The organism is Pseudomonas sp. XWY-1, from assembly GCF_002953115.1.
Classification (GTDB): Bacteria; Pseudomonadota; Gammaproteobacteria; order Pseudomonadales; family Pseudomonadaceae; genus Aquipseudomonas; species Aquipseudomonas alloputida.
On record NZ_CP026332.1, the window covers coordinates 5,267,766 to 5,286,174 of the forward strand.

Annotated in this window: 13 protein-coding genes, 2 tRNA genes and 2 pseudogenes; 5 read left to right on the plus strand and 12 right to left on the minus strand. The window is 61.7% G+C overall.

Going from position 1 to position 18,409, the window contains the following annotated elements:
* The first annotated feature begins 194 nt into the window (after positions 1–194).
* The gene (locus tag PRJ_RS24690; RefSeq protein ID WP_003249578.1) at positions 195–782 is read left to right on the plus strand and encodes a TIGR00730 family Rossman fold protein; all 588 of its coding nucleotides are present in this window, start codon (positions 195–197) and stop codon (positions 780–782) included.
* A 121-nt stretch (positions 783–903) separates the two neighbouring features.
* Here PRJ_RS24690 and PRJ_RS24695 read toward each other — a convergent pair whose 3' ends face one another.
* The 8 genes from PRJ_RS24695 to rnr all read right to left on the minus strand — a co-directional run bounded on the left by PRJ_RS24695 (position 904) and on the right by rnr (position 10,730).
* The gene (locus PRJ_RS24695) at positions 904–3,204 is read right to left on the minus strand and encodes a YgiQ family radical SAM protein (RefSeq protein ID WP_003249577.1); all 2,301 of its coding nucleotides are present in this window, start codon (positions 3,202–3,204) and stop codon (positions 904–906) included.
* Between the two features lie 360 nt (positions 3,205–3,564).
* Positions 3,565–4,962 carry a replicative DNA helicase gene (gene dnaB, locus PRJ_RS24700; RefSeq protein WP_010955472.1) on the minus strand — a complete coding sequence of 466 codons (1,398 nt, stop codon included), beginning with the start codon at positions 4,960–4,962 and terminating at the stop codon, positions 3,565–3,567.
* 113 nt (positions 4,963–5,075) lie between these two features.
* Positions 5,076–5,522 (minus strand): 50S ribosomal protein L9, encoded by a 447-nt coding sequence (gene rplI / locus PRJ_RS24705; RefSeq protein WP_003249568.1) that lies wholly within the window; start codon positions 5,520–5,522, stop codon positions 5,076–5,078.
* A 20-nt stretch (positions 5,523–5,542) separates the two neighbouring features.
* Positions 5,543–6,406, minus strand: a complete 864-nt coding sequence (locus tag PRJ_RS24710) for a hypothetical protein (protein ID WP_003249565.1) — start codon at positions 6,404–6,406, stop codon at positions 5,543–5,545.
* Between the two features lie 33 nt (positions 6,407–6,439).
* Complete coding sequence (gene rpsR, locus PRJ_RS24715; protein ID WP_003249563.1) at positions 6,440–6,670, minus strand: 30S ribosomal protein S18; 231 nt, start codon at positions 6,668–6,670, stop codon at positions 6,440–6,442.
* A 28-nt stretch (positions 6,671–6,698) separates the two neighbouring features.
* Complete coding sequence (gene rpsF / locus PRJ_RS24720) at positions 6,699–7,124, minus strand: 30S ribosomal protein S6 (RefSeq protein ID WP_003249557.1); 426 nt, start codon at positions 7,122–7,124, stop codon at positions 6,699–6,701.
* Between the two features lie 289 nt (positions 7,125–7,413).
* Entirely contained in the window at positions 7,414–8,160 is a 747-nt protein-coding gene (rlmB, locus tag PRJ_RS24725; RefSeq protein WP_003249554.1) for a 23S rRNA (guanosine(2251)-2'-O)-methyltransferase RlmB, read from the minus strand.
* The gene (rnr, locus tag PRJ_RS24730; protein WP_010955474.1) at positions 8,157–10,730 is read right to left on the minus strand and encodes a ribonuclease R; all 2,574 of its coding nucleotides are present in this window, start codon (positions 10,728–10,730) and stop codon (positions 8,157–8,159) included. The genes rlmB and rnr overlap by 4 nt, the downstream gene beginning before the upstream one ends.
* A 272-nt stretch (positions 10,731–11,002) precedes the next feature.
* Between rnr and PRJ_RS24735 the strand changes: the two genes are divergently transcribed.
* From PRJ_RS24735 to PRJ_RS24750, 4 genes are all read left to right on the plus strand, one after another.
* A tRNA-Leu gene (locus tag PRJ_RS24735) sits at positions 11,003–11,089 on the plus strand.
* Positions 11,090–11,177: 88 nt separating this feature from the next.
* Positions 11,178–11,264, plus strand: a tRNA-Leu gene (locus tag PRJ_RS24740).
* Positions 11,265–11,507: 243 nt separating this feature from the next.
* Positions 11,508–12,521, plus strand: coding sequence for an extracellular solute-binding protein (locus tag PRJ_RS24745; protein WP_104962641.1), 1,014 nt, complete (start codon positions 11,508–11,510; stop codon positions 12,519–12,521).
* Positions 12,521–14,086 (plus strand): iron ABC transporter permease, encoded by a 1,566-nt coding sequence (locus PRJ_RS24750; protein ID WP_020192088.1) that lies wholly within the window; start codon positions 12,521–12,523, stop codon positions 14,084–14,086. Before PRJ_RS24745 ends, PRJ_RS24750 begins: the two co-directional genes overlap by 1 nt.
* 84 nt (positions 14,087–14,170) lie before the next feature.
* On the opposite strand, the gene PRJ_RS24755 is transcribed toward PRJ_RS24750, so the two are convergent.
* The 4 genes and pseudogenes from PRJ_RS24755 to PRJ_RS24770 form a co-directional block, all read right to left on the minus strand.
* Positions 14,171–14,638 (minus strand): DUF2867 domain-containing protein, encoded by a 468-nt coding sequence (locus tag PRJ_RS24755; RefSeq protein WP_104962642.1) that lies wholly within the window; start codon positions 14,636–14,638, stop codon positions 14,171–14,173.
* A gap of 159 nt (positions 14,639–14,797) precedes the next feature.
* A pseudogene (locus PRJ_RS30770) lies at positions 14,798–15,343 on the minus strand (methyl-accepting chemotaxis protein); the annotation flags it as partial.
* A 360-nt stretch (positions 15,344–15,703) separates the two neighbouring features.
* Positions 15,704–16,396 (minus strand): annotated as a pseudogene (locus tag PRJ_RS30775) (methyl-accepting chemotaxis protein); the annotation flags it as partial.
* Between the two features lie 666 nt (positions 16,397–17,062).
* A complete protein-coding gene (locus tag PRJ_RS24770; RefSeq protein ID WP_003249542.1) occupies positions 17,063–18,355 on the minus strand; it encodes an adenylosuccinate synthase in 1,293 nt (430 codons plus the stop codon).
* Positions 18,356–18,409: the final 54 nt, after the last annotated feature.

Here is an 18,409-nt window from a genome sequence, read left to right on the forward strand (position 1 = left end):
ATTGGACGATGAGACAACCTCTCATTTAGGAGCAATACCAAATGCCCATCTCCAACTTCCTCAATAGCCTGCTCGCCGCCTACGCCCACGGGGCCACAGGAGCCATCTGCGAATTCTCCCGTCCAGAATGAACCGGCCTTGGAAGTGACCGGCATGCGCCGTAACCTGTGCGCCTCAGTGACAGGAGATGAGCAATGCCCGTACGTTCCGTTTGTGTGTTCTGCGGCGCCAGCATGGGCGCCAACCCTGCCTACCGTGAAGCAGCCGTCGCGCTGGGCCAGGCCATTGCCCGCCGTGGCTTGACCCTGGTGTATGGCGGTGGCGCGGTCGGCTTGATGGGTGTGGTGGCCGACGCGGCCATGGCGGCCGGTGGAGAAGTGGTCGGGATCATCCCGCAGAGCCTGCTGGACGCTGAAGTCGGCCACAAGGGCCTGACCCGCCTGGAAGTGGTGGATGGCATGCATGCGCGCAAGGCCCGCATGGCCGAGCTGAGCGATGCCTTCATTGCCTTGCCGGGTGGGCTGGGTACGCTGGAGGAACTGTTCGAAGTGTGGACCTGGGGGCAGCTGGGCTATCACGCCAAGCCGCTCGGGCTACTGGATGTGAACGGTTTCTACGACAAGCTGGGCGGGTTCCTCGACCATATCGTCGAAGAAGGTTTCGTGCGCCCGCAACACCGGGCGATGTTGCTGCTGGGGCAGCAGCCGGACGAGCTGCTGGACGGGATGGACAGCTTTGTGGCGCCGGTCGCGCCTAAGTGGGTCGACAAGCAGCCTGACTGACCCAGATGGATGGGCCGAACACTGACCCAGTAGGAGCGGGTTCACCCGCGAATCGATAGTGGATCTACCGACGCATTCGCGGGTGAACCCGCTCCCACAGGGCTCTATGTAGCCTTCAAGATCAGCGGGGAATGACAGGCTGACGCGGCTTCTTGTTGCCCTTGCCGCCCTTGCTCGCCTCTTTGCGCTCCTTGGCCGCCTGCTGGTTACGCGCAAACGCTTCGGCCTTGGCCTTTTCGCGCTTGTCCCACGGCTTGCTGCCATCGCTGCCACGCGGCGGCAGGCCGGTGTGCTGGGTCAGGATCTTCTGGTCCTTGCCCACCTTGTGGCTCCCCGCCGGGGTCGAGTTCTTGCGGCGCGCGCTCTGGTAGCTGTCGGTCTGCGGCTGGTGCGCCGGAATCAGCTGGTGCTTGCCCGGCCCGATCAGGTCGGCGCGGCCCATACGCTGCAGCGCTTCACGCAGCATCGGCCAGCCCTTCGGGTCGTGATAGCGCAAGAACGCCTTGTGCAGACGGCGTTGCTCGTCGCTCTTGACGATCTCCACCCCTTCGCTCTTGTAGGTCACCTTGCGCAGCGGGTTCTTGCCTGAGTGGTACATGGCCGTGGCCGAGGCCATTGGCGACGGGTAGAACGCCTGCACCTGGTCGGCACGGAAGCCGTTGCCCTTCAGCCACAGGGCCAGGTTCATCATGTCTTCGTCGGTGGTACCGGGGTGCGCGGCAATGAAGTACGGGATCAGGTACTGCTCCTTGCCCGCTTCTTTCGAGAACTTCTCGAACATGCGCTTGAAGCGGTCGTAGGTGCCGATACCCGGCTTCATCATCTTGTCCAGCGGGCCACGCTCGGTGTGCTCCGGGGCAATCTTCAGGTAGCCGCCAACGTGGTGGGTGACCAGTTCCTTGACGTACTCCGGCGATTCCACCGCCAGGTCGTAGCGCAGGCCGGAAGCAATCAGGATCTTTTTCACACCCGGCAACGCACGGGCCTTGCGGTACAGCTCGATCAACGAGCTGTGGTCGGTATTGAGGTTTTCGCAGATGCCCGGGAACACGCACGACGGCTTGCGGCAGTGCTTCTCGATCTCGGGGCTTTTGCAGGCGATGCGGTACATGTTGGCAGTCGGCCCGCCAAGGTCCGAGACCACGCCGGTGAAGCCCGGCACCTTGTCACGCATCTCTTCGATTTCGTGCAGGATCGACTCGTGCGAGCGGTTCTGGATGATGCGGCCTTCGTGCTCGGTGATCGAGCAGAAGGTACAGCCACCGAAGCAGCCACGCATGATGTTCACCGAGAAACGGATCATCTCGTAGGCCGGGATGCGCTCCTTGCCATAGGCCGGATGCGGCACACGGGCGTATGGCATGCCGAACACGTAGTCCATTTCCTCGGTGCTCATGGGGATGGGTGGCGGGTTGAACCACACATCCACTTCACCATGCTTCTGCACCAGCGCGCGGGCGTTGCCCGGGTTGGTCTCCAGGTGCAGCACGCGGTTGGCATGGGCATAGAGCACCGGGTCGTTACGCACCTTTTCGAACGATGGCAGGCGGATCACCGACTTTTCCCGGGTCACGGCCGGGCTGTCGAGAATCTGCACCACCTTGGCTTCGTTCGGGTCTTCCTGGTCGCCCTTGGCCTGCTCGATGGCGCAGGCCTGGGTGTCCTGGGTGTTCACGTACGGGTTGATGATCTTGTCGACGCGCCCCGGGCGGTCGATACGGGTGGAGTCGATCTCGTACCAGCCCTGCGGGGTATCGCGGCGCACGAAGGCGGTGCCGCGCACGTCGGTGATGGTCTCGATCTTCTCCCCGTTGGACAGGCGCTGGGCCACCTCGACCACCGCACGCTCGGCGTTGCCGAACAGCAGGATGTCGGCGCTGGCGTCGATCAGGATCGAGTGACGAACCTTGTCCTGCCAGTAGTCGTAGTGGGCGATGCGGCGCAGCGAAGCCTCGATGCCGCCGAGCACGATCGGCACATGCTTGTAGGCCTCCTTGCAGCGCTGGCTGTACACCAGGCTGGCACGGTCCGGACGGCTGCCGGCCAGGCCACCAGGGGTGTAGGCATCGTCGGAACGGATCTTCTTGTCCGCGGTGTAGCGGTTGATCATCGAGTCCATGTTGCCGGCGGCCACACCGAAGAACAGGTTCGGTTCGCCGAGCTTCATGAAGTCGTCTTTCGACTGCCAGTTCGGCTGGGCGATGATGCCCACGCGGAAGCCTTGGGCTTCCAGCAGACGGCCAATGATGGCCATGCCGAACGACGGATGGTCGACGTAGGCATCACCGGTCACGATGATGATGTCGCAGGAATCCCAGCCGAGCAGATCCATCTCCTCCCTGCTCATTGGCAGGAAAGGTGCTGGCCCGAAGCATTCGGCCCAGTACTTGGGATAGTCGTAGAGTGGTTTGGCTGCTTGCATGTCAGTGACCGGTTCTGGTGTGCAGGGAAATCGCGGGCGCGGAATATAGCACAAATTTTGACCAAATCCGACTGGATTCGTGGGGATTGGTGAGGAGAGCGACAGTTGGGGGGGGCGTCAGGTGGTTGGTTTGGTGAGGGCGCCAGGTGTTCGACACAGCAGTTTCAGCGCCTGTGAAATCGAGCGCCGCCCGCGCGGCGCATCGCGACGCAAGGCCGCTCCCACATTTGTTGCAACGTGCCAAACCTGCAAGGCCATGGTTGCCCGTTGCCCGCCTTGGCCGAGTTGAAACGAATGTGGGCCTTGCGTCGCGATGGGCTGCAAAGCAGCCCCTACAAGGCCCCCTGCTAACGCAATGAGTTATTCGTCGTCATCGAAGTTGTACATCCCCGGCGCCAAGTTCTCGAACCGGGTGTACTTGCCGATAAACGCCAAACGCACGAAGCCGATGGGGCCGTTACGCTGTTTGCCGATGATGATTTCCGCCACGCCCTTGTGCTCGGTCTCGGGGTGGTACACCTCGTCGCGGTACACGAACATGATCACGTCGGCGTCCTGCTCGATTGCACCGGATTCACGCAAGTCGGAGTTCACCGGGCGTTTGTTCGGGCGCTGTTCCAGCGAGCGGTTCAGCTGCGAAAGGGCAATGACCGGGCAGTTGAATTCTTTGGCCAGGGCCTTGAGCGAGCGGGAAATCTCGGAAATTTCGTTGGTACGGTTGTCACCGGCCGACCCCGGAATCTGCATCAGCTGCAGGTAGTCGACCATGATCATGGCGATCTCGCCATGCTCACGGGCCAGGCGGCGGGTACGCGCGCGCATTTCCGAGGGGCTGATACCCGCCGTATCGTCGATGAACAATTTTCGGTCGTTGAGCAGGTTCACTGCCGAGGTCAGGCGCGGCCAGTCGTCGTCGTCCAGCTGGCCGGAACGGACCTTGGTCTGGTCGATACGCCCCAGGGACGAAAGCATACGCATGATCAGCGACTCACCTGGCATCTCGAGGGAGAACACCAGCACCGCCTTGTCGGTACGCAGAACGGCGTTTTCCACCAGGTTCATGGCGAAGGTGGTCTTACCCATCGACGGACGACCCGCGACGATGATCAGGTCGGCTGCCTGCAGGCCGCTGGTCTTCTCGTCCAGGTCGGTGTAACCGGTGGAGATACCGGTGATGTCACTGTCGGAGTTGAACAGCGTATCGATGCGGTCGATGGCCATGGTCAACAGCTCGTTGACGCCCACCGGGCCGCCGGTTTTAGGCCGTGCCTCGGCGATCTGGAAGATCTGCCGTTCCGCATCGTCGAGAATCTCGGCAGCGTTGCGCCCCTGCGGGTTGAACGCGTTGTCGGCGATGTCGGTACTGATGCTGATCAGCTGGCGCAACGTGGCCCGCTCACGAATGATCGCAGCGTAGGCCTTGATGTTGGCCACCGAAGGGGTGTTCTTGGCCAGCTCGGCCAGGTAAGCCAAGCCGCCGACTTGCGAGGACAGGCCTTCCTTGTCCAACTGCTCGTGCAGGGTCACCACGTCGAATGGCTGGTTGGCGTCGGCCAACTTGTGCACGGCGCGGAAGATCAGCCGGTGGTCATGCCGGTAGAAGTCGCCGTCCGACACCTGGTCCAGCACCCGCTCCCAGGCATTGTTGTCCAGCATCAGGCCACCGAGCACGGCCTGTTCGGCCTCGATGGAATGCGGCGGTACCTTCAGGGCTGCGGTTTGCAGGTCAAGCTGTTCGGAGGTGGTGATCTCGTTCATGGCCACGAAAGAATTCTGGAGGATGAAAAAGACAAAGGGCACGGCCTGTCGAAAACAGGACCGTGCCCGATGTTAACCGCCTGACTCGCAAGGAGCCAGCCAGTTAGCGCAGCTTAGGCAGCTACGACGACCACGCGTACGGTGGCTTCAACGTCGCTGTGCAGGTGCACGGCTACGTCGTATTCGCCAACCTGACGGATGGTGCCATTCGGCAGACGAACTTCAGCCTTGGCCACTTCAACGCCGGAGGCGGTCAGGGCGTCAGCGATGTCGTGGGTGCCGATCGAACCGAACAGCTTGCCTTCGTCGCCAGCGGTGGCAGTGATGGTCACTTCCAGCTCGGCCAGTTGGGCAGCGCGGCTTTCAGCCGAAGCTTTCTTGTCAGCGGCTGCTTTTTCCAGCTCGGCACGACGCTCTTCGAACGCAGCCAGGTTGGCGGCGTTGGCAACGGTGGCCTTGCCGAATGGCAGCAGGAAGTTACGGCCGTAACCAGCCTTAACTTTTACTTTGTCGCCCAGGTTGCCCAGGTTAGCGACTTTTTCCAGCAGGATCAGTTCCATTTGGTAAAACCTCTTAACTTTTAACCTTCACCGTTCGCGGAGTCTTTCCCCGGAGGGGACTTGCGACCGCGAAAATCAATCAGGCTGTCGACAATGGCCAAAACCATCAGCAACGGATAAATCAGCTGCATGATCAGCGGTAGCGTCACGTACATCCCCACCAGCCAGAAACCGGCCAGTCGGCCCTGTGCCACCAGCCCGTGCATCAAGGCGATGCCGGCCAGCACCAGTACCAGGCTGGAAGCCGATGCCAGGATGATGAACTGCGGGCCGATAAACGGCGCCACCACCATCACTGCCACCAAGACCGCCATGGTCTGTTTCGGCAACTTCAGTTCGCGAAACTCGCGACCGAAGCCTCCAGGGTTGTACAACGCTGCCTGCCAATAGCGCGCCAGCATCAACGCCAGCACACTGAACAATTGCACCGTCACTGCTGTGGAAGCGACCAGCACAGGGCGGATCAGCTCACCGGAGAGCACCGGTTGCCCTTCGATTTTCGGCATGGCTTCGGCAAACGCCTTGGCCAGCACATCGAAGGTTTGCGCCAGCGCCAGATCAAGCACGAGGCTGAAAGCCACGGCGAACACGGCACTGGCGAGCAACACCCGGCTCCAGGGGTGCTCGGCACGCAACATGGCGGCCAAGGCCAAGGCACCCGCAATCACCAGAAAGGTGATGGGATCGCCCATGACCCACACGGCCAGCCCGGCCAGCAAGCCGCCGGCGATGACCGATGTAGCATCCTTGAACCCACGCCGCAGCAGCACGAGGCTGCCGGCAGCGGCACTCAACCAGAACAGCAGCGGCAGTACCGCGCTGATGACCACCACGAGGGTGGCCTGCACACGACCGCGCATGATGAAACTTGCTAACGCTCGCATGCTAATCCCTTACTGCTTGTCGACGACCCGGTCTCAGCGGCCGTGGCTGTCGGTGTAGGGCAGCAGGGCCAGGAAGCGGGCGCGCTTGATAGCGGTAGCCAGCTGACGCTGATAACGAGCTTTGGTACCGGTGATACGGCTTGGAACGATCTTGCCGGTTTCGGATACGTAAGCTTTCAGGGTGTTGAGATCTTTGAAGTCGATCTCTTTCACGTCTTCAGCAGTGAAGCGGCAGAATTTACGACGACGGAAGAAACGTGCCATTTAATAGGCTCCTCTAAAGGTCCGTGGATTACTCGTCAGCGTTATCGCTGGAGTCGCTGTCATTGCTGTCGTCGCCTTCGGCGGAGTCAGCATGCTCAGGACGCTCGCGACGCTCACGGCGCTCGCTGCGGTTCTCTTCAGCCTTCAGCATCTCGGACTGGCCGGTAACGGCTTCGTCGCGACGGATGACCAGGTTACGGATAACGGCATCGTTGTAGCGGAAGTTGTCTTCCAGCTCGGCCAGGGCCTTGCCGGTGCACTCAACGTTCAGCATCACGTAGTGAGCCTTGTGAACATTGTTGATTGCGTAGGCCAGTTGACGACGGCCCCAGTCTTCCAGGCGGTGGATCTTGCCACCATCTTCTTCGATCAGCTTGGTGTAACGCTCAACCATGCCGCCGACTTGTTCGCTCTGGTCCGGGTGAACCAGGAAGATGATTTCGTAATGACGCATGAATGCTCCTTACGGGTTAGTAGTCTGCCAGTGAATCTGGTCAGACAAGGAGTGAATGACACTGTATGTCTTGCACGGAGGGGAGGCACATGAGCGCCTGCCAGCTCGGCAAGGGGCGCAATTGTAGAGAAGCCGGGGCGCACAAGCAAGGTGATTGGTGAATATTTGAACAGCCTGAAACATATTTACAGGCTGCGGGCCCTTTCGCGGGTGAACCCGCGCCTACAGGGGAACGCAATCACCCTGTAGGAGCGGGTTCACCCGCGAAGAGGCCGGAACAGGTTGAGAATCAGCGCTTGGCCTGGCGCTGACGCACGGCTTCGAACAGGCAAACCCCGGTCGCCACCGACACGTTAAGGCTGCTGACGCTACCCGCCATCGGCAACTTCACCAGGAAGTCGCAATGCTCACGGGTGAGCCGGCGCATGCCCTTGCCTTCCGCCCCCATGATCATCACCAGTGGCCCGGTCAGGTCCTGCTGGTAGATCTCCTGCTCGGCCTCGCCAGCGGTACCCACCACCCACAGGCCACGCTGCTGCAACTTCTCAAGCGTACGCGCCAGGTTGGTCACAGCCACCAGCGGAATGACTTCTGCCGCACCACAAGCCACCTTTCGCACAACCGGCGTCAGCGTTGCGGACTTGTCCTTGGGTACGATCACTGCCGTGGCACCGGCCGCATCCGCGGTACGCAGACAAGCGCCGAGGTTGTGCGGGTCGGTCACACCGTCCAGCACCAGGATCAGCGGCGGTGTTTCTGTGCGCTCAAGCAGCTCTTCGAGCATCAGCTCGCCCCACACCTGGCTCGGACTGACCTCGGCTACAACGCCTTGGTGCACGCCTTCGACCCAGGCATCCATCTCACGGCGCTCGGCCTGGCCGACCGGCACGCGGTTTTCCGCGGCCAGCGCCAGCAAGGTTTCGAGGCGTGGCTCGCTGCGCCCTTCCGACAGCCAGATCTGCTTGACTCGCTTTGGATGGTGCTGCAGCAATGCCTGCACGGCGTGTACGCCGTAGATTTTTTCCAGCTGACTCATGAATTGCTCTTGTTTTTGCGTGGAGCGCCGGACTTCGGCGGGCCTTTACGGTGCTTGGTCGGTTTGCCGGACGGCTTGCCACCTTTCTCCGATTTGCTGCCAGCACTGCTGCGCGCGTCGGTCATCAGCGCTTTCTTCATCTCGCGGCTTTTACGCACTTCAGCGTTTCGCTGCACAGCATCCTTGGGGAAGTACGCTTCGGACGCTTCACTTTTGCGGCTGCGTGGCTTGGGCGTGGCTTTCGCTTCGGTTGCCGGCTGCTGCTCGGCTTTTTCGGCAACCGGCGCGGCGCCACGCTGCTTGCGGCCGATCGGTGCGGCGAGGGTCTTTTCCGACACTTCGAAGTCGATCTTGCGCTCATCCAGATCAACACGCATGACCTTGACTTCGATGGTGTCGCCCAAGCGGAAGCTGCGACCGGTGCGCTCGCCGGCCAGGCGATGGTGTACCGGGTCGAAGTGGTAGTAGTCACCCGGCAACGCACTGACGTGCACCAGGCCCTCTACATAGATATCGGTCAGTTCGACGAACAGGCCGAAACCGGTCACCGCAGTGATCACACCCGGGAAGGTCTCGCCCACGCGGTCTTTCATGAACTCGCACTTGAGCCAGTTGACCACGTCACGGGTGGCTTCGTCGGCCCGGCGCTCGGTCATCGAGCACTGCTCGCCGAGTTGCTCCAGGGTGTTTTCGTCGTACGGGTAGATACGCGCCTTGGGAATGCTCATGGCGCCGGCACGCTTGACGTGCGGGGTATCGACCTTGGAGCGGATGATGCTGCGGATGGCGCGATGCACCAGCAGGTCCGGGTAACGACGGATCGGCGAGGTGAAGTGGGTGTACGCCTCGTAATTCAGGCCGAAGTGGCCGTTGTTCTCGGTGCTGTACACGGCCTGGCTCAGCGAGCGCAGCATCACCGTCTGGATCAGGTGGAAGTCCGGGCGACCGGCGATGCTCGCCAGCAGGGCCTGGTAATCCTTCGGCGACGGGTCCTTGCCCTTGTGCAGGCTAAGGCCCAACTCGCCTAGGAAGGCGCGCAGTTTTTCCAGGCGCTCCGGCGGCGGGCCGTCGTGCACGCGGTACAGGGCCGGTACGCCGTGCTTCTGCAGGAACTCGGCGGTGGCCACGTTGGCCGCCAGCATGCATTCCTCGATCAGCTTGTGGGCGTCGTTGCGCACGGTCGGGCGGATTTCGGCGATCTTGCGCTCCTCGCCGAAGATGATGCGGGTTTCCTGGGTCTCGAAGTCGATGGCACCCCGGGTGTGGCGCGCCTCCACCAGCACCTTGTACAGGTTGTACAGGTTCTTCAGGTCCGGCACGACCTCCTTGTACTCTTCGCGCAGCGCCTTGCCCTCACGGGTACGCGAGTGCTCGAGCATGCTGCTGACCTTGTTGTAGGTCAGGCGGGCATGGGAGTGGATCACGCCTTCGTAGAACTGGTAGTCGACCATCTGGCCGGCTTTGTTCATGGTCATTTCACAGACCATGGCCAACCGGTCGACATGCGGGTTCAGCGAGCACAGGCCGTTGGACAGCTCTTCGGGGAGCATCGGCACCACGCGCTCGGGGAAGTAAACCGAGTTGCCGCGCTGCTGGGCTTCGACATCCAGGGCAGAGCCCAGACGCACGTAACTGGAGACGTCAGCGATGGCCACGTACAGACGCCAGCCACCGGAGAACAGACGCAGCTTGCCCAACGGTTCGCAATAAACGGCATCGTCGAAGTCGCGGGCGTCTTCACCGTCGATGGTGACGAACGGCAGATGGCGCAGGTCGACACGCTTCTCTTTGTCCTTCTCCTCGACTTCGGAGCGGAACTTGCGTGCTTCCTTGACCACATCATTGGGCCAGACGTGCGGAATGTCGTAGCTGCGCAGGGCAACGTCGATTTCCATGCCCGGCGCCATGTAGTTGCCGATGACTTCGACCACATCGCCTTGCGGCTGGAAGCGTGGCGTTGGCCAGTGGGTGATCTTGATCTCGACGAACTGGCCGATCTTGGCACCGCCGTTGCGCCCGGCGGTCACCAGCACTTCCTGCTGGATCTTCGGGTTGTCCGGGGTCACGTAGCCGATGCCGCCTTCTTCGAAATAGCGGCCGACCACGCTTTCGTGGGCACGGGAGATGACTTCGACCAGCACGCCTTCACGGCGGCCACGGCGGTCGACACCGGAGACGCGGGCCAAGCCGCGGTCGCCGTCGAACACCAGTCGCATCTGCGACGGGCTGAGGAACAGGTCTTCGCTGCCGTCATCGGGAATAAGGAAGCCGAAGCCGTCGCGGTGGCCGGAGACGCGACCACAGATCAGGTCCAGCTTGTCTACCGGGGCATAAGTGCCGCGCCGGGTATAGATAAGCTGGCCATCGCGCTCCATGGCACGCAGGCGGCGGCGCAGGGCTTCGATCTGGTCTTCTTCATACAGACCGAACTCTTTTGCCAGCTCCTCGCGGGCAGCAGGTTCGCCTCGGTCGGCGAGACGCTGCAGGATCAGCTCACGGCTGGGAATGGGGTTGTCGTATTTTTCCGCTTCGCGAGCGGCCTCGGGATCGAGGGATTGCCAATCGGCCATCAGAAGGGGTTCACCTTGGGGTATATAGATAGGAATTCTGGCATAGGCGTATTGAAACCGGAAATGTCTGCCTTGGACAGCCCCCGCTGCAGTGCATAAACAGCAGAAATAGGCTTGTGGAATCAACAAGTTGAATTTTTTGAATTTTTTTTCGATCAGGGGCTTTACAGCCTAGGGGAGCGTCCGTATAGTGCGCACCACAACGACGGACAACCCCGAAGTTGTAGTAGAGATGAACGACGCTGTAAAGCATCAAGTAACCTCGAATGTGTGCCCAGGTGGCGGAATTGGTAGACGCGCTGGTTTCAGGTATCAGTGACCGCAAGGTCGTGGAAGTTCGAGTCTTCTCCTGGGCACCAAATATTTTCAAGTAACAGATGACCAAGGATCTGTTACTACTGTGTGAAAGCGAACGATAGTCGCCTTCTGCAGATGATGTAAAGCTTTGCCCAGGTGGCGGAATTGGTAGACGCGCTGGTTTCAGGTATCAGTGACCGCAAGGTCGTGGAAGTTCGAGTCTTCTCCTGGGCACCATACAAAAACCCACTAGCTTGCTAGTGGGTTTTTTCTTGCCTGCGATTTTTGTGCCCCCTCCCCCGATACGCGCACTTCGTAGGAGCGGGTTCACCCGCGAAGAGGCCCGTAAAGTCAACACACGCCCAGCCCCCCCCCTTGCACCATGGTCTGACCATGAATTTCTCGTCACCCGGCCACTTGAGAAACAATTTCGTTTACCATTGTTTCCAAATATGTAGCCGTAAGCGAGGAAGTACCCGCATGACGATCCGCCCGCAACCGCTGATGCGTACCCTGGCCGCCGCAGTGCTGAGCCTGGTCATCGGCGCTCCGGCCGCCATGGCAGACGCACCGGTCACGCTGACCATGTACAACGGTCAGCACAAGGAAATTGGCGAAGCCATTGCCAAGGCCTATGAGGCCAAGACCGGCATTCACATCGACATCCGCAAAGGCAGCAGCAACCAGCTGGCCAGCCAGATCATCGAGGAAGGTGATCGTTCGCCGGCCGACATCATCTATACCGAAGAGTCCCCGCCCCTGAACAACCTGGGCGAGCTGGGTCTGCTGGCCAAGATTGACGACACCACGCTGAACATGATGCCCAAGGAGTACGTTGGCGCCAACGGCACCTGGATGGGTATCACCGCCCGTACGCGCATCGTGGTGTACAACCCGAAGAAAGTCGACGAGAAAGACCTGCCGACCACGGTGATGGACTTCGCCAACCCTGAGTGGGAAGGCCGCGTCGGCTACGTCCCTACCAGCGGTGCGTTCCAGGAGCAGGCCGTGGCCATTCTGAAGATGCACGGGCGCGAAGCCACCGAAGAATGGTTGACCGGCCTGAAAGCCTTCGGCAAGACCTACACCAACAACATGGTCGCCCTCAAAGCCGTGGAAAAAGGTGAAGTGGCTGCGGTACTGGTTAACAACTACTACTGGTACGCGCTTGAACGCGAACGCGGCAAGCTGGACACCAAGCTCTACTACCTGGCCGACGGCGATGCTGGCAACCTGGTCACTATCTCCGGCGCAGGCGTGGTCAAGGCCAGCAAACATCCGAAAGAAGCCCAGGCCCTGCTCAACTGGATGGCCAGCGAAGAAGGCCAGCGCGTGATCACCCAGACCACCGCCGAGTACCCGCTGCACAAGGGCATGGTTTCTGACCGCGGCCTGAAACCGTTCGACGAGCTGCGCCCGCCGAAGATCTCGCCAGCTGACTTGGGCAATGCCGAGGAAGCCATCGAACTTGAGCGTGAGGTCGGCCTGCTCTGATGACTGCCGCCCTGTCCGAACCGGTGCCGGTACGCTTCGTACCGCGCCGCAAGCGCCCTTCCATCTGGGTAGTGCTGCCTGTGCTGTTCCTAGTGGCAATGAGCTTGCTGCCACTGGCTTATGTCGCCATCAAAGCTTGGGAAGCCGGCTGGCGCGAAGCCTTGCACCTGCTGTGGCGGCCCTTTGTCTGGGGGCTGATGCGCAACACCCTGCTGCTGATGGTCGGCGTGACGCTGACCTGCATGGTGGTCGGCCTGGCACTGGCCTGGCTGCTGGAGCGCAGCAACCTGGCCGGCCGCCGGTTGTGGGGCGTGGTGCTATGCCTGCCATTCGCCGTGCCGTCGTTCGTCAGCAGCTTCACCTGGGTGTCGCTAAGTTCGGACTTTGAAGGCCTGGGTGGCGCGATCATGGTCATGGCCCTGTCCAAGTACCCGCTGGTGTTCCTGCCCGTTGCTGCGACCCTGCGCAACCTCGACACCTCGCTGGAGGAGTCGGCACGCACTCTGGGTTGCAGCCGCTGGGGCGTGTTCAGCAAAGTCACCCTGCCACTGCTGTGGCCGTCGATGCTCGGGGGTGCGCTACTGATTGCCCTGCATATGCTGGTGGAGTTTGGCGCGCTGTCGATACTCGGCCTGCAAACCTTTACCACGGCGATCTACCAGCAGTTCGAACTGGAGTTCAGCAACGCCAACGCGGCCATGCTGTCTGCCGTGCTGCTGGCGATGTGCCTGGCAATGCTGTGGCTGGAACTGCGGGTGCGCGGCAAAGCCCGCCATGTACGCATCGGCCAGGGCGTAGCGCGCCGTGCGCAACCGGTGCGGCTACGCGGCTGGGCGGTGCTGGCGCAACTGTTCTGCGTGGGCCTGGCGGTGCTGGGCAGCGGCATTCCGCTGGCGATGCTCGGTTACTGGCTGAGCGTGGGTTCGTCGGCGGCATTCCCGGTGGCGGCCATCTCGAAGGCGTTGTTCACCTCGCTGTCGGTGTCGCTGGGCGGTGCCGGCTTCTGTGTGCTGCTGGCTCTGCCTATCAGCTTCCTGGTGGTGCGCTACAAAGGCCGCCTGGCGATTTGGGCTGAGCGTCTGCCCTACCTCCTGCACGCCCTGCCCGGCCTGGTGATTGCCCTGACCCTGGTGTTCTTCGCCCTGCACTACGTGCCGGCGCTGTACCAGACCACGGCACTGTTGCTGCTGGCCTACGCACTGCTGTTCCTGCCGCTGGCCCAGTCGCCGGTGCGCACCGCACTGAACAAGGCCTCACCAACGCTGGAAGAAGCTGCGCGCACCCTTGGCGCCAGTAGCTTTGCCGCATTCTGCCGGGTGACCTTGCCGATCATCTTCCCGGCCATGGCAGCGGCCTTTGCACTGGTGTTCCTGGATGCCATGAAGGAGCTGACGGCTACCCTGCTGCTCAGCCCGACCGGCATGACCACCCTGGCCACCGAAGTATGGGCGCATACGGCCAATGTCGAGTTCGCGGCGGCGGCGCCGTATGCGGCATTGCTGATCGTGGTGTCGGGGTTGCCGGTATATCTGCTCACTACGCGGATGTATCTGAACAAGGCATGAACTTCTACGCGGGCTTGCCCTCAGGTACAGCACCGGTCTCAGGGCCTGCGCTGCACCTGTGGGGGCTTGCCGGTGATCAGGCCATCAGATGTTACGCAGCATGCGCCGCACAATTGGCCCATGGGCCTTGCCGACCGGCAACATGTAAAGCCGGCCGAAGGTGTTGAAGCACTGCACCGAGGTGGTCACGCTCAAGCGCTGACACCCTTCCCACTGCTCATCTAGATCTACGCTCACCATCACAGCCAGGTGCGTATCACGCGAGGTCAGGACCAGTTGCTGGTCGCTGATGGCCTCGACAGTGAAGAAGTCCAGGCGCTCACCGACGGCTGGCACATGCGTTGGATCGCCGCGAGTGAAGCCGTGGATATCGGCGACATTGAAACGGCGTGAGATGAAGTCGCGAATGCGGAAGGCCCGGGCCAGCCAGTAGGGGACGTCCGAGGTCATAGCGCAGTAGGCTTGCAGGGCGGTCATCGGGTCAGTGAGCTTTACGCTGTCACTGTGCAGGAAATTCAGGTCGGCCTGGGCGGCGATTAGTTGGGCGGACATTAGCAACTCCTTTTGCTATGTGTCGCCGACAGCATAGCAACACCGTGGTGGATGGCACGGGCTTCGCCCGTGTTCGCGGGCAAGCCCGCTCCCACAGGGATCGCGCCAGCTTTTAGAAATTGAGCAAGACAATTGCTCTCACAAGAGACCGCGCAGGATTCAGGCCCGGAACTGGCCCAGGCTGGCGCGCAGCTGCGCCGCCAGATCATCCAGCACCTTGCTGCTGGCCGTAGTCTGCATCACCACCTCAGCCGAACGCTCAGCCTGAGCATGGATAGTCTCCACTCGCCCACGCACCGCCTGCGCGCCATTCGCCTGCTGCTCGGCCGCACGGGTAGCCAAGCCAATGGCCGCATGCACCTGCTCCACCGCCGCCTGCACTGACTGCTGCCGACGCTCGTTGTCACGCAGCACCAGCAAGCCTTCGCTAGCCTTGAGCCCAGCCTGGCTGATGGTGGCCACAGCTTCCTTGGCGCCCTTCTGCAATGCTGCGATGTGCGCCTGGATATCGCCCGTAGAGCTTTGCGTCTTGCTCGCCAGCGCGCGCACCTCGTCGGCCACCACGGCAAAGCCGCGTCCGGTTTCGCCAGCACGGGCCGCCTCGATGGCGGCGTTCAAGGCCAACAGGTTGGTCTGCTCGGCGATACCGTGGATCACCGTCAGCACCACTTCGATCTGCTCGCTCTGCTTGGCCAGGCGCTCGATCACCTGGGAGCCGGCATCCACCTGCCCAGCCAGGTTCTCGATCAAACCGGCAAGCTGGGTCGAGGTGCGGCTGTTTTCATCGGTCGCCTGGCGGATATCCACCACTTGCTGCAACGCCGCCTGCATCGCATGACTTTCGGCTTGTGCTTCATCAGCCATGCTCGACAGGTCGCGCAGGCTGGCGGCCACTTCATCGCGCTGCAATGCGGCGGCAGCATCTGCGCCAGCGTTGCGCTGGGCCATCGCGCCAATCTCCACACCCGTGCGCTGCGCCACCTCGCCGGCTTCGCGCACAATCGGCTGCAACTTGTCGACAAAGCGGTTCACTGCCGAGGCCATGTCGCCGATTTCATCTCGGCTGTCGAGCGGCACGCGCTTGGTCAAGTCACCTTCGCCGGCCGCCAGGTCATCGAGAGCGGCAATCAACAGGCGCAGCTTGCTCAGTACCCGGCGGCCTAGCACCAAAGCCACCACTACCAGCACCCCGAGGCCGACCAGCACAAGGCCCAGACCGATACGCCAGCGCAGCTCTGCAGCGGCATCGCGCACGGTTTGCGCGGTATTGGCCTGCATGGCGGCAGCACTGCCCTGCGCCTTCTCAAGGCGCTCACGCAGGGTCTTGCCGCTATCGGCAGCAGCACCGACCAGGCTGTCGCCAACCAACTGCTCTCCGCTAGCGATCAGCGCCGCGAAGCGCTGGTCCAGCGCCTTTAGCTCATGGTCGATGCCGGCAGTGGAAACCCCCATCACCACCTTACCGATTTCCGTGCCATTGGGGCTGATCGAGGCTTCGACGAAGTACACCGCCGGGTCACGCCGGGCAGCATCAATCACCTTGTCCAGCGCACGCTCGCCCTGGCCCTTTTCCATCAAAGCCTGGTTGATCGGGTTTTGCCGGTTGAGGTAGCGAGTCAGGTGCTGACCCTGAGCGTCGTCGTACACCACGAACAGCACGTTCGGGTTGCGCTGAGCGCGTCGTGCGAAATCCGAGAGCACTGGCACATCGTTGTCCCAGATCGCCCGCGGGGCAACCGAAGCCAGCAGTTCGGCCATGTCGTTGGCGGAATCCTTGAGGTTCTTTTCCAGGGTGCTGCGCAGTTGCTGCTGTTCGCTTTGCAGGCGCTCCGACAACCCTGCGCTCAGGCGCTGACGGGTACTGCTGGACAGGCCGTCGAGCCCAGAGCGCACATCTTGCCCGGCTTGCTCCAGATCGCTTGCGAGTTGGCGGCTGTCATTACCCAGCCGTTCGCCAAGGTCGGCCTCCAGGGCGGTGACCGTGCTTCGGGTGAGCGCAACGGCAACCAGCACCTGCACCAAAAGAGCGATACCAAGGGCAACAAACACAGGCCGCAATAGGCGGCTTCGTAACAGTGAGAGGATGGCAGACACGGTGTAACCCTCGTGTTTTCTGGCGCCACTATTTTGATGGCATCTACAGAAACTTCTTACAGCAAGGGTTGTGCCGTAGGCAGCAGGGAAATGCGCCAAGGTCTAGCAATAGGGTTTCGTGTGCAGGCCCATTCGCGGGTAAACCCGCTCCTACAACGGCCTGCGCCCAACCACCGTTTTGTGCCCACGTAGGAGCGGGTTTACCCGCGAATACGGTAGCGGCGGCAACGGTGGATTGCCGGTGGATATTGGCCAGCACAGACATGCCCACAAATGAAAACGCCGCGGCCCTTCTCAGGGCCGCGGCGTCAGATCAGCCTGGAGGGCAGATCAGGCGAACGGGTGACGCAGCACGATGGTCTCGTTGCGGTCCGGGCCGGTCGAAATGATGTCGATCGGCGCGCCAACCAGCTCTTCGATGCGCTTGATGTAGTCACGCGCAGCTTGCGGCAGCTCTTCCAGGGTTTTCACACCCAGAGTCGACTCGCTCCAGCCTGGCATCTCTTCGTACACCGGCTCAAGGCCAATGTAGCTGTCGGCATCGGAAGGCGCGTCAATGACGGCACCGTTCTCGTTCTTGTAGCCAACGCAGATGTTGATGGTTTCCAGGCCGTCCAGTACGTCCAGCTTGGTCAGGCAGATGCCCGAGATGCTGTTGACGTCGATAGCGCGACGCAGGATCACGGCATCGAACCAGCCGCAACGACGGGCACGGCCGGTGGTGGAGCCGAACTCGTGGCCACGCTTGGCCAAGGTAGCACCGGTCTCGTCGAACAGTTCGGTCGGGAACGGACCGGAACCCACGCGAGTGGTGTAGGCCTTGGTGATACCCAGGATGTAGTCCAGGTACATCGGGCCGACGCCGGAACCCGTGGAAATACCGCCAGCGGTGGTGTTGGAGCTGGTGACGTACGGGTAGGTGCCGTGGTCGATGTCCAGCAGCGAGCCCTGGGCGCCTTCGAACATGATGTCCTTGCCGGCGCGACGCAGGTTGTGCAGCTCGGCGGTGACGTCGAGCATCATCGGCTTGAGCTGTTCGGCGTAAGCCATGCACTCGTCCAGCGTCTGCTGGAAGTCGATGGCTGGCTCTTTGTAGTAGTTCACCAGCTGGAAGTTGTGGTAATCCAGCAGCTCACCCAGCTTGGCAGCGAAACGCTCGCGGTGGAACAGATCACCCACGCGCAGGCCGCGACGTGCCACCTTGTCTTCGTAAGCTGGGCCGATACCACGGCCGGTGGTGCCGATCTTGGCTTCGCCACGGGCTTTTTCGCGGGCCTGATCCAGGGCCACATGGTACGACAGGATCAGCGGCGCAGCCGGGGAAATGCGCAGGCGCTCGCGCACCGGTACGCCTTTCTCTTCCAGCTTGGTGATTTCACGCATCAGTGCATCCGGGGCAACGACCACGCCGTTACCGATCAGGCACTGTACGCCTTCACGCAGGATGCCGGACGGAATCAGGTGCAGAACGGTCTTTTCACCGTTGATCACCAGGGTGTGACCCGCATTGTGGCCACCCTGGTAGCGCACTACGGCGGCAGCATGTTCGGTCAGCAGATCGACGATCTTGCCTTTGCCCTCATCACCCCACTGGGTGCCCAGGACGACGACATTCTTACCCATTACATTGGTCCTCATTCACGCAAACTTGGTTGCCGGCCTGTTGCCGACGCAGAA